This is a genomic window from Xanthomonas sp. SI, from assembly GCF_014236855.1.
Classification (GTDB): Bacteria; Pseudomonadota; Gammaproteobacteria; order Xanthomonadales; family Xanthomonadaceae; genus Xanthomonas_A.
Map to the genome: position 1 here is coordinate 3537551 of NZ_CP051261.1, position 11740 is coordinate 3549290.

Consider the following 11740-nt stretch of genomic DNA (forward strand, 5'->3'; position numbering starts at 1 on the left):
GCGGCTCCTGCCGGTTCACGCGTCCTCCCTGGCGCGCAGCGCCTTGCGGCAGGCGTCCAGGCCCTTGCCGATGTGCTTGCGCACCATGTGCACGGACACGTCCAGCTGCGCACCGATCTGCGGGCACTCCAGGCCATCGCGATAGTGCAGTTCCATCATCCGCTGCGTGGCCGGCGGCAGCTGCGCGATGGCCCTGCGGATATCGCTCCAGCGCTGCCTGCTTTCGAACGCGCCCTCCACATCCTCTTCGCTCTTCAGGACTTCGGCCAACAGCTCGACATCCTCCAGCGGCGGCAGCGCAGAGCGCGAGCGCGCATGCTCGCGGGCCAGGTTGGCCGCCACGGTGTACAGATACGCCTCGGGATTGGCGACGGCCTCGGCGTTATCGCCGGTGGTGCGCAGCAGGCGCAGGTAGACCTCCTGCGCCAGGTCCTCGGCATCCTCGGCATGCGAGCCGCGGCGAAGGAAGAAGCCGCGCAGCAGGCGATGCCGCAGCTGGTAGCTCTTCTCCCAGATCCTGACGCTGCTCACGCTGATCGGCCGCACCACATGGAAACGTTCGATCTTCGCGCGACAAGATGACATCGCGGTTGCATCGCAGCGCTGCCGTACGGCGCCGCCGCTCATGGTCGGTCCCGTGACACGGCCTTCGCGTCATGAATCAGGGCGTCGCCCCGGCGATGCGCGCTCCCCCACCGCGCATGGCGGTGAGGGAGCGCAAGCCCTCATCGCAAGCGCGAGAATGCACCGATACCGGCGATCGCCAGCCGCTCGGCGGGCAGCGCCGTTTCGGCGAACGACAGCCGCAGGTAGCGGATCTGGCGGACCTCGGGGAAATTCAGCCGCTGGGTCGAGAGCGCATAGGCGATATTGGCCAACTCGCCGCCACCGGCCGGCTGCCAGTTCTTGCCGTCTTCACTGCTTTCGGCGCGATAGCCCTTTGGCGGCGCCGCGCCCTTCATCACCGCGCGCGAGGGGGTGAGGCTGAAGCCAGCGACCTGGCGCAGCGCGCCGAGGTCGATGGTCACCTGTACGGGATGGCCCGGCTTGGGAGCGGGTACGCTCCAGATCGTGCCGGCATCGTCGTCGAGCAACTTCTCCGCCCCTGGCGCACTGGCCTCGACGATGCGCCAACCCGCGGTGGACAGCACGTCCGGCGCGTTCGCCGTCGGCCGCGCGACCGCAACTGGCGCAACCGCGCGGAACAATGCGAATTCGCTGATCGCCGGGCAGACCGGCGCATCGAGCACGAGCAGACGCACGCGGCGCGCGGCGACCGGGTGCTCGAGTCGCAGGATCCGCTGTGCCCCGATGCATTGCGCTTCGGCCAAGCGCTGCCATTGCCCATCGACCTCGGCTTCGATTGCGAAGCGGGTGACGCGTACGCCCAGCGGCAGGTATTCGCGCAGCCGGATCAGGTCGAAGCTGTGCACCGCCGACAGTTCCAGCGTCAGCGTCGGCGTAGTGACGCCGTCCGGCGTAGACCAGTAGCTGTCCGCCTGGCGGTCTAGCACGCGCGCCGGCTCGAATCCCTTGCCCCGCGACGCGCTGGCGCTGGCCTTGGCGCCCTTGGCCAGATCGATGGCGAAGCTGGCGCGGATCGCGTCGCCGAAGCTCTGCAGCACCGCCACGTCGTGGTCGGCGATGCGACCGCGCCGGTCCGGCGGAAGATTGAGGTTCATGTTGGTGCCGCGCGCGACCGAGGTGTCGAAATAGCGCACCAGGTTTTCCGGGCTGCGCACCTTGCCGTCTTCATCGGCATGGTAGAACCAGCCCGGGCGGATCGAGGTGTTGGTTTCGGCCGGCCACCACAGCGCCGCCCCGCGCACGCCGGCATTGCCGTTTTCCTGGGTGTAGGGGGCATTGGGCATGGTCGGCCAGCACGGATCGCCAGCGACGCCATCCTCGTTGCCGACCCAACGGATATCGGCGCCGAGCGGATCGAAGGTGCAGGCCATCGGCTGGTGCTGGTGGACCAGCTCGATCATCCGCGGCCAGTCGTAGTAAGCGGGCGCATCGAGCTTGCGCGTTTCGCGCGCTCCACCGTAGTAGCCGTCGCCGCCATTGGCGCCGTCGAACCAGAACTCGAACAAGTCGCCATAGCCCGTGCACAGTTCGACGATCTGCTTGCGGAAATAGTCGAGATAGCCGGGACGACCGTACTCCGCGTGGTTGCGATCCCACGGCGACAGGTAGATGCCGAAGGCCATGCCCGCGCGCCGGCATGCCGCCGCCATTTCGCCGACGATGTCGCCCTTGCCGTTCTTGTAGGGCGAATTACGAATGCAATGCTCGGTCAGGCGGGTCGGCCAGAGGCAGAACCCGTCGTGATGCTTGGCGGTGAAGATGATCCCTTTCAGATTGCCGGCCTTGGCAGCGGCGACGATCTGGTCGGCGGAGAAATCGCTGGGATCGAACTTGCGCGGATCTTCGTCGCCGTAGCCCCATTCCTTGTCGGTAAAGGTGTTCATCGCAAAATGCACGAAGGCGTATTGCTCCCACCGATGCCACCGCAGCTGGCGCGCGCTGGGCACGGCGCCCCACGGTGCCGGCCCCTTCGGGCGCGGCGCAGCCGCGATCTGGGCGGCGGATGCGCTGAAACCCGCGGCGACGGCCACGACACCCGTGGCAAGAAAGGTACGACGATCGATCATTGGCGCCTCCGACTCTATACAAGCCCGGATCTTAGCTTTTCCAACGGCGCAAGAGTCCTCCCCCCGAAGCTGCGGACAGTCGTGCAATGGGGAGAATGTAAATCCGTGTAGCGATCCTTCGCCGCATGCATGTGGATTGACTGCACGCTGTCGCCGATCCCTGCTTCCACGGACACTTGCAGCTGACGCCCAGACGACTCGACCGTACTTGGCATGGACTCGGCATTGCACGTGCTGCAAACCGACCGGACATTCCTTGCCTCCCGATTGGCTTCCTGCAACTGTCCATGGAAACGGGGAGACACCCGGAGTTCCACAGTGGATCGGCAGGCGACGCGTCGGGCCATGGAGCCAGGCTGAAGCCGCGCCACCCTGTCCTTTGCTGGCTGCACACGTCCATACTTGCCCACAGCCAGCCAACCTGAAATTCCTTAAACCATTGAATCAGATGCAAAATCGAGAAAAAACCCAATCTCCTGGAAGCGCCGCGGAACACACCCCGCTGATGAAGCAGTTCTTCGCCGCCAAGTCCGAGTACCCGGAACTGCTGCTGTTCTTCCGCATGGGCGATTTCTACGAGCTGTTCTACGACGACGCGCGCAAGGCGGCGCGGCTGCTGGACATCACCCTGACCCAGCGCGGCAGCTCCGGTGGCGCGCCGATCCCGATGGCCGGGGTGCCGGTGCATGCCTACGAGGGCTATCTGGCGCGGCTGGTGGCGCTGGGCGAGTCGGTGGCGATCTGCGAGCAGATCGGCGATCCGGCGCTGGCCAAGGGCCTGGTCGAGCGCAAGGTGGTGCGCGTGGTCACCCCGGGCACGGTCACCGACGAGGCGCTGCTCGACGAGCGCCGCGACACCTTGCTGATGGCGATCGCGCGCAACAAGCACGGCTACGGCCTGGCCTGGGCCGATCTGGCCGGCGGCCGCTTCCTGGTCAACGAGGTCGATAGCGAGGACGCGCTGGAAGCGGAGCTGGCGCGGCTGGAGCCGGCCGAGCTGCTGGTGCCCGACGAGGACCAGTGGCCGGAATTCCTGCGCGAGCGCCGCGGCGTGCGCCGCCGCGCGCCGTGGCTGTTCGACGCCGACAGCGGCCGCCGACAGCTGCTGAACTTCTTCCAGCTGCACGATCTCAGCGGCTTCGGCATCGACGACAAGCCACGCGCCACCGCCGCCGCCGGCGCCCTGCTCGGCTACGTGGAGGAGACGCAAAAGCAGCGCCTGCCGCACCTGACCGCGATCGCGATGGAAACCGCGGCCGAGGCGATCGCGATGAACGCCGCCACACGCCGCCACCTGGAGCTGGACACGCGCGTGGATGGCGATACCCGCAACACATTGCTCGGCGTGCTCGACAGCACGGTCACGCCGATGGGCGGGCGCCTGCTGCGGCGCTGGCTGCACCGCCCGCTGCGCCTGCGCGAGGTGCTGGTGCAGCGCCATCATGCGGTCGGCACGCTGATCGACCGCGGCGCCGATGCCGACCTGCGCGACGCGTTCCGCGCGCTCGGCGACATCGAACGCATCCTCACCCGCGTCGCGCTGCGCTCGGCGCGCCCGCGCGACTTCTCCACGCTGCGCGACGGCCTGGGCCTGCTGCCGGCGGTACGCACGATCCTGGCGCCGCTGGATTCGCCGCGGCTGGCCGCGCTGGCCACGGAACTGGGCCAGCACGACGAGATCGCGCACCTGCTGGCCTCGGCGATCGCCGAGCAGCCGCCGCTCAAGCTCAGCGACGGCGGCGTCATCGCCGCCGACTACGACGCCGAGCTGGACGAACTGCGCCGGCTCAGCACCCACGCCGACCAGTTCCTGATCGACCTGGAAGCGCGCGAGCGCGCCAGCAGCGGCATCGCCACGCTGAAGGTCGGCTACAACCGCGTGCACGGCTACTACATCGAGATCAGCAAGGGCCAGGCGGAAAAGGCGCCGGTGCACTACACGCGGCGACAGACGCTGACCAATGCCGAGCGCTACATCACCGAGGAACTGAAGAACTTCGAGGACAAGGTGCTGTCGGCGCGCGAGCGCTCGCTGTCGCGCGAGAAGCTGCTGTACGAAGCCTTGCTGGACACGCTGGGCGATCGCCTGGAGCCGCTCAAGCGCGCCGCCGCCGCGCTCAGCGAACTGGACGTGCTGGCCGGCTTCGCCGAACGCGCGCAGGCGCTGGACTGGGCGCAGCCGGAACTGGAGACCGCGCCGTGCCTGCGCATCGAACGCGGCCGCCATCCGGTGGTGGAAGCGGTGCGCGAGCAGCCGTTCGAACCCAACGACCTGGACCTGCATCCGGACCGGCGCATGCTGGTCATCACCGGCCCGAACATGGGCGGTAAATCCACCTACATGCGCCAGAACGCGTTGATCGTGCTGCTGGCGCACATCGGCAGCTACGTGCCGGCGACGCGTGCGGTGATCGGCCCGATCGACCGCATCCTGACCCGCATCGGCGCCGGCGACGACCTGGCGCGCGGCCAGTCCACCTTCATGGTCGAGATGGCCGAGACCAGCTACATCCTGCACCACGCCAGTGCGCAGTCGCTGGTGCTGATGGACGAGATCGGCCGCGGCACCTCGACCTACGACGGCCTGGCCCTGGCCGACGCGGTGGCGCGCCATTTGGCCCACCACAACCGCTGCTACACCCTGTTCGCCACGCACTATTTCGAGCTCACTGCGCTGGCCGACGAATCGGTCGAAGGCGGCGCCAGCGGCATCGCCAACGTGCACCTGGACGCGGTCGAGCACGGCGACAAACTGGTGTTCATGCACGCGGTCAAGGACGGCCCGGCCAATCGCAGTTTCGGCCTGCAGGTGGCGGCGCTGGCCGGCCTGCCGAAAGCCACCGTCGCGCAGGCGCGGCGGCGGCTGGCGGAGCTGGAGCAACGCGGCGGCGAGAGCCACGCCTCGCAGATGGCACCGCAGGCGCTGGACGCGCCGCAGCAGTTCGGCCTGTTCGCGGCCGCCTCGTCGGCGGCGCAGGACGCGCTGGCCGCGCTGGACCCGGACGAACTGACGCCCAAGCAGGCGCTGGAAGCCTTGTACCGGCTCAAGTCGCTGCTGTAGCGCAGTGCGGCTTCAGCCCCCTCTCCCGTCGGGAGAGGGGTTGGGGTGAGGGTACGGCGCGAAGCGTCTCGCGGTGTTGGGTGCACGAGGCTGCGCCCCGGACCCTCATCCGCCCCTGCGGGGCACCTTCTCCCGACGGGAGAAGGAACAGCAGCTAGCCCCTCTCCCACCGGGAGAGGGGTTGGGGTGAGGGTACGGCGCAAAGCGACTCGCGGAGTTTGGGTGCACGAGGCTGCGCCCGTACCCTCATCCGCCCCTGCGGGGCACCTTCTCCCGAGGGGAGAAGGGAACAGCCGCTTTAGCCCCTCTCCCGCCGGGAGAGGGGTTGGCGTGAGGGTACGGCGGCGCAGCACGCACAACCGCCGGCGAATCGCGTCCGCTCGCTAGGCGACCGCCGGCGCCACGCTTGCCGGCATGTCCGGATGCGGATGCGCCGCGAGCAATGCAGCGTCGATCGCACTGGCACGCAGCAATGCAGGACGGTCGGCATGGCGCTGCGCGAACGCGGCGAATGCCGGGCGCGGCTCGAGCAGGCCGATGCGCATGTAGTACGCCAGGCATGCGGCGGTATACAGGTCGGCCGCGCTGAAACGGTCGCCGGCCAGGTGCTCGCGGCCCGCGACCGCCTGTTCCAGCGTCTGCATCAGATCGGCCTCGCGGCCATAGCCGGCGCTGCGTGCCGGCGCCAGCGCGCCACCTTCCTTCGCGGTCAACAGTCCCTCGACCGGCCCGGCCATGAAGAACAGCCAGCGGTAATAGTCGGCGCGTGCCGGCGATCCCGGCGGCGGCGCCAGTTGCCGCTCCAGCACCAGATCGGCCAGATAGGCGCAGATCGCCGCGTTCTCGGTGACCACGGTGTCGCCATGGCGCAGCGCGGGCACCTTGCCCATCGGGTTGATCGCCAGATACTCCGGCGCCTTCATCGTGGTGCCGTAGTCGAGGATGACCGCCTGGTACGGCAGGCCGGTTTCCTCCAGCATCCAGCGGGCGACGCGGCCGCGCGACATGGGGTGGGTGTAGAGCACGATCTCGGTGGACATGGGCAGACTTCCGTGGTGAACAGCCTGCAGTCTGGTCCTGCCCTGCTGACAGGTGTTGTCAGCAGTCGGCGCCGTAGCCGGTGGCCGCGCGCCAGCGCTTGATCAGCAGATGCCGGCGCGAGGGATAGCGTTCGCCGTCGTCAGCCAGGGCCAGCACCCGGTCGGCACGGAAGTGGCGGAAATCGCGGCGCAGTTCGCACCACGCGGCGATCATGCCGTAGCCGCCGAAGAAGGCCATCGCGAACGGCCAGATCAACCGTTGCGAGGCCGCGCCGTTGGCATCGGTGTAGTCCATCCGCAGCACGTGCTCGAGGCGGATGCCATGGCGCAGCACCGGCAGCCACGGCGCCGGCGGCGGCACGTCTGCGGCGGCAGGCACCAGCAGCCCGCTGGTCTCGATCGACAGGCGCAGATTGCCGGGCAACGTCGCCGCGATCCGCGCCACCGCGCGCTGCGCCGCCTGCGCCAGTTCCGGATCGGCCTGGCGCGCCACCCAGCGCGCGCCCAGGGTCAACGCCTCCAGTTCGTCCTCGGTGAAATTCAGCGCCGGCAGCAGGAAGCCGGGACGCAGCACGTAGCCCACGCCAGGGTCGCCGAGGATGTCGGCGCCCTGTACGCGCAAGGTCGCGATATCGCGGTACAGCGTGCGCAGACTCACGCCCAGCGCGGTGGCGAGCTCGGCGCCGGCCACCGGCCGGCGGCGTCCGCGCAGGGCGTCGAGCAGGTGCAGCAAACGGGTCGCACGGATGGTCATCGCGACAGGATAGTGGGCTTTGCGGTTTCCGATTGCGGCTTTGGCGGTTCGCCGTCGCGCTGCGCAACGCGTTCGATGCGCTCGGCGCGCCCATACTGCAGGTCGCCGATCTCCACGCCGGCAGGCGAGGCTCGTCCGCAGGCGCGTTGTCCAGCGAGTGCCGACGCCGGTCGGCGCGATCCGGTCAAAACCCGGACATGCTCTACCGCGATCCTCGAACCGCTACGCACCGTCATCCTATAGGTCCGGCCTATCGATTCCGTAGGATCATTCGAATTCCCTACCGCAACGCCCCCGCCTATCGTGTCCTCCAATCGCCGCGCGCCATGCCTGCATTCCCTGCATCCAAGCGCCCGGCCCCGCAATCACGCGCACCGCACGACCACGGCGCGCGGCCACCCAGCGTCCATCAAGGTAGCCCTAGCCATGACCAGCGAATCGAAGTGCCCGTTCCACAGCGCCGCCAGCAGCGGCACCACGAACAAGGACTGGTGGCCCAAGCAATTGCGCGTGGACCTGCTCAGCCAGCATTCGTCCAAAACCAATCCGCTGGGCGAGACGTTCGATTACGCCAAGGCGTTCAACGCGCTCGATCTGCAGGCGCTGAAGCAGGACCTGCGCGCGTTGATGACCGATTCGCAGGACTGGTGGCCGGCCGACTTCGGCCACTACGGCCCGTTGTTCATCCGCATGGCCTGGCATAGCGCCGGCACCTACCGCACCGGCGATGGCCGTGGCGGCGGCGGCCGCGGCCAGCAGCGCTTCGCTCCGCTCAACAGCTGGCCGGACAACGTCAGCCTGGACAAGGCGCGGCGCCTGCTGTGGCCGATCAAGCAGAAGTACGGGCAGGCGATTTCCTGGGCCGACCTGATGATCCTCACCGGCAACGTCGCGCTGGAATCGATGGGCTTCAAGACCTTCGGTTTCGCCGGCGGCCGCGAAGACACCTGGGAGCCGGACCAGGACGTGTACTGGGGCCGCGAGACCACCTGGCTGGGCGGCGACGTGCGCTATGCGCATGGCTCCGACGGCGTGGACAAGGCCGGCGGCGTGCTGGTCTCCGACGACGACGCCGATGGCGACGTGCACACGCGCGATCTGGAGAATCCGTTGGCCGCGGTGCAGATGGGCCTGATCTACGTCAATCCGGAAGGCCCGGACGGCAATCCCGATCCGCTGCTCGCCGCCAAGGACATCCGCGACACCTTCGCGCGCATGGCGATGAACGACGAAGAGACGGTGGCGCTGATCGCAGGCGGCCACACTTTCGGCAAGACCCATGGCGCCGGCCCGGCCGACAATGTCGGTGCCGAACCGGAAGCCAGCGAGCTGGAGTCGCAGGGCCTGGGCTGGCACAACCGCTTCGGCAGCGGCAAGGGCGGCGACACCATCACCAGCGGCCTGGAAGTCACCTGGACCAGCACCCCGGCGCAGTGGAGCCATGATTTCTTCGAACACCTGTTCAAGTTCGAGTGGGAACTGAGCAAGAGCCCGGCCGGCGCGCACCAGTGGGTGGCGAAGAACGCCGAAGCGCTGATCCCGGACGCGCACGATGCGTCGAAGAAGCATCTGCCGACCATGCTCACCACCGACCTGGCGCTGCGCTTCGATCCGGCCTACGCCGCGATCTCGCGCCGCTTCCTGGAACACCCCGAGCAGTTCGCCGATGCCTTCGCCCGCGCCTGGTTCAAGTTGACCCACCGCGACATGGGGCCGCGTGCGCGCTACCTGGGTCCCGAGGTGCCGGCCGAAGAACTGGTCTGGCAGGATCCGATCCCCGCGCTGGATCACGCGCTGGTCGATGCGCAGGACATCGCCGCGCTGAAGCAGACGCTGCTCGGTTCGGGCCTGAGCATCGCCCAGCTGGTCTCGACCGCCTGGGCGTCGGCCTCCACCTTCCGCGGTTCGGACAAGCGCGGCGGCGCCAACGGCGCGCGCATCCGCCTGGCCCCGCAGAAGGATTGGGAGGTCAACCAGCCCGAACAGCTGGCGCAGGTGCTGGCCGTGCTGGAGCGCATCCAGACGCAGTTCAACGGCGCGCAGAGCGGCGGCAAGAAGATCTCGCTGGCCGACCTGATCGTGCTCGGCGGCGCCGCCGCGGTCGAGCAGGCCGCGAAGAACGCGGGGCAGACGCTGACCGTGCCGTTCGTCCCCGGGCGCATGGATGCCACGCAGGCGCAGACCGACGTCGAATCGTTCGCGGTGCTCGAACCGGCGGCAGACGGCTTCGGCAACTACAGCAAGCGCCGCTACGCGGTCTCCGCCGAAGCGCTGCTGATCGACAAGGCGCAGCTGCTGACCCTGACCGCGCCGGAGATGACCGTGCTGGTCGGCGGCCTGCGCGTGCTCGGCGCCAATGTCGGGCAGTCGGCGCACGGCGTGTTCACCAAGCGCGCCGACACGCTGAGCAACGACTTCTTCGCCAACCTGCTGGACATGGGGATCGAGTGGAAGGCGACCTCGGACAGCAAGGAGCTGTATGCAGGCCGCGACCGCGCGAGCGGCGAGCAGAAATGGACCGGTACGCGCGTGGACCTGGTGTTCGGTTCCAACGCGATCCTGCGTGCTCTTGCCGAGGTGTACGCCAGCGCCGACGCGCAGCAGAAGTTCGTGCAGGACTTCGTCGCGGCCTGGAGCAAGGTGATGCAGCTGGATCGTTTCGATCTGGCTGCTTGAGGTAGGTCGACGGCCTGCCCGGTGCGTCGGGCAGGCTGCTGGTCGGTTGGGCCTGCCCGGGTGATCTGGGGCTGGTTGATGGCGGCAGTTTCTGCGCTTTGTGACACGCAAAAACGCCCGGGCTTGCTTGGGCGTTTTTTTGCGTGAGCGTCGTGACATGGATATCGCAACACTACGGCTGATGCGAAGCTGGGTCGTGGAAGTTATTCGGGATGGCCTCAAATCACCTGTTCTGACACTTTCCGACAACGACAGGTTCACCACTTCGCTCGTCGCGGCTGAAGCCGCTCCTACAGGGGATTTGCGGCACGACGACTGGGTGCACTGTAGGAGGGACTTCAGTCCCGGCACTCTCCGATACCGATCGGTTCACCGCTTCGTTCGTCGCGGCTGAAGCCGCTCCTACAGGGGATCTGCGGTGCGCCGGCTGAGTGCACTGTAGGAGGGACTTCAGTCCCGACACTCTCCGACACCGTTCGGTTCGTCGCTTCGTTCGTCGCGGCTGAAGCCGCTCCTACAGGGGGATCTGCGTTGCGCCGGCTGAGTGCACTGTGGGAGGGACTTCAGTCCGACACTCTCCGACACCGATCGGTTCACCGTTTCGTTCGTCGCGGCTGAAGCCGCTCCTACAGGGACTTGCGGCGTGCTGGCTGGGTGCGCTGTAGGAGGGACTTCAGTCCCGACTGCACGATGCCTGGGAAAGCGCCCCACCCGGCGAAAGCGAGCGAGGGGCCGCGGGCATCGAGCGGCATCTTCGGAAACGGCCGTCCGCGTCAAAGACACTACAACGCGTCCAGATCGCCCAGCGCGCGGATCAGGCGCCGTGCGCGCTTATCCGGCTTGCCATCGGGGGCCTGGTAGCCGTTGCGTTCGGCGCTGCGTTGCCCGCGTTGCTGCGCGCGCCGCTCGCGCGAGGCGTCGCTCTCCTGGTACAGCGTCTGCGCGACGCTGGCCGGGCCGCGGTCGTCGCTGAGCGCCAGCACCTGGATCTCGAACACCTCCTCGCCGCGCTCCACGCGCAACTGCTCGCCCACGCGCACCGCGCGCGAGGATTTCGGGCGCTGCCCGGCCACGTCGACCTTGCCGGTTTCCACCGCCTGCTTGGCCACGCTGCGGGTCTTGAAGAAGCGTGCGGCCCACAGCCAGACATCCAGCCGGACCACGCTCGGTTGCACTAGCGGTTCATTCATCGTGCTTGCGGAACTCCACGTTCATCGGTCGCTCGTCGTGTCGCTCGCTGGACCACTGCAGCGACTCCTGCGGATGGCAGCGCTGCTCGCGCTGGCTGGTGGCCAGGCCGTCGGCACGGCGCGGGAGCGCGCTGTCGTCCTCGCCGACCAGGCATTCCGGTCGCTCGCCGGGCCGCACCGTGGCATCGCCCCAGCGCGCGTTGTCGGCGCACGCGGCCAGTGCAAGCGCCAGCGCGCTGCATCCGATCCACTGCAGATTGCGGCGCAAGTTCGGCATTGCAAGTTCCTTTGGTTAGTGATGTGTGCCGACCGCTGTGCCAGCAGCTGCAAGCCGGCCCCGCAGCGACGCATTCAGCCTAGGACGT

The 11740-nt window shown here is 68.2% G+C and carries 8 protein-coding genes; 2 read left to right on the forward strand and 6 right to left on the reverse strand.

The window, feature by feature from the left end; genetic code table 11:
* Nucleotides 1–15: 15 nt before the first annotated feature.
* A complete protein-coding gene (locus tag HEP75_RS14775) occupies nucleotides 16–531 on the reverse strand; it encodes an RNA polymerase sigma factor (protein WP_185826618.1) in 516 nt (171 codons plus the stop codon).
* Nucleotides 532–725: 194 nt separating this feature from the next.
* Nucleotides 726–2654: an alpha-L-fucosidase gene (locus HEP75_RS14780; RefSeq protein WP_185826619.1), complete on the reverse strand. Its 1929-nt coding sequence runs from the start codon at nucleotides 2652–2654 to the stop codon at nucleotides 726–728.
* Nucleotides 2655–3102: 448 nt separating this feature from the next.
* On the opposite strand from HEP75_RS14780, the gene mutS reads away from it, so the two are divergent.
* Nucleotides 3103–5715 (forward strand): DNA mismatch repair protein MutS, encoded by a 2613-nt coding sequence (gene mutS / locus HEP75_RS14785; RefSeq protein ID WP_185824030.1) that lies wholly within the window; start codon nucleotides 3103–3105, stop codon nucleotides 5713–5715.
* Nucleotides 5716–6098: 383 nt separating this feature from the next.
* Here the strand turns inward: mutS and HEP75_RS14790 are convergent, their stop codons facing one another.
* Nucleotides 6099–6755 carry a glutathione S-transferase family protein gene (locus HEP75_RS14790; RefSeq protein WP_185824031.1) on the reverse strand — a complete coding sequence of 219 codons (657 nt, stop codon included), beginning with the start codon at nucleotides 6753–6755 and terminating at the stop codon, nucleotides 6099–6101.
* A 58-nt stretch (nucleotides 6756–6813) separates the two neighbouring features.
* Nucleotides 6814–7509, reverse strand: a complete 696-nt coding sequence (locus HEP75_RS14795) for a YafY family protein (RefSeq protein WP_185824032.1) — start codon at nucleotides 7507–7509, stop codon at nucleotides 6814–6816.
* A 426-nt stretch (nucleotides 7510–7935) separates the two neighbouring features.
* Here HEP75_RS14795 and katG point away from each other — a divergent pair, with 426 nt between their 5' ends.
* Entirely contained in the window at nucleotides 7936–10185 is a 2250-nt protein-coding gene (gene katG, locus HEP75_RS14800) for a catalase/peroxidase HPI (protein ID WP_185824033.1), read from the forward strand.
* Between the two features lie 782 nt (nucleotides 10186–10967).
* On the opposite strand, the gene HEP75_RS14805 is transcribed toward katG, so the two are convergent.
* Together HEP75_RS14805 and HEP75_RS14810 are read right to left on the reverse strand one after the other, a co-directional pair.
* A complete protein-coding gene (locus HEP75_RS14805) occupies nucleotides 10968–11375 on the reverse strand; it encodes an RNA-binding S4 domain-containing protein (RefSeq protein ID WP_185820624.1) in 408 nt (135 codons plus the stop codon).
* Nucleotides 11368–11652, reverse strand: coding sequence for a hypothetical protein (locus HEP75_RS14810; RefSeq protein ID WP_185820625.1), 285 nt, complete (start codon nucleotides 11650–11652; stop codon nucleotides 11368–11370). The genes HEP75_RS14805 and HEP75_RS14810 overlap by 8 nt, the downstream gene beginning before the upstream one ends.
* Between the last annotated feature and the right edge of the window lie 88 nt (nucleotides 11653–11740).

Coding starts and splice junctions, on each gene's coding strand:
- HEP75_RS14780 (WP_185826619.1), bottom strand. CDS start 2,654: ATGATCGATCGTCGTACCTTTCTTGCCACGGGTGTCGTGGCCGTCGCC.
- mutS (WP_185824030.1), top strand. CDS start 3,103: ATGCAAAATCGAGAAAAAACCCAATCTCCTGGAAGCGCCGCGGAACAC.
- HEP75_RS14790 (WP_185824031.1), bottom strand. CDS start 6,755: ATGTCCACCGAGATCGTGCTCTACACCCACCCCATGTCGCGCGGCCGC.
- HEP75_RS14795 (WP_185824032.1), bottom strand. CDS start 7,509: ATGACCATCCGTGCGACCCGTTTGCTGCACCTGCTCGACGCCCTGCGC.
- katG (WP_185824033.1), top strand. CDS start 7,936: ATGACCAGCGAATCGAAGTGCCCGTTCCACAGCGCCGCCAGCAGCGGC.
- HEP75_RS14805 (WP_185820624.1), bottom strand. CDS start 11,375: ATGAATGAACCGCTAGTGCAACCGAGCGTGGTCCGGCTGGATGTCTGG.
- HEP75_RS14810 (WP_185820625.1), bottom strand. CDS start 11,652: ATGCCGAACTTGCGCCGCAATCTGCAGTGGATCGGATGCAGCGCGCTG.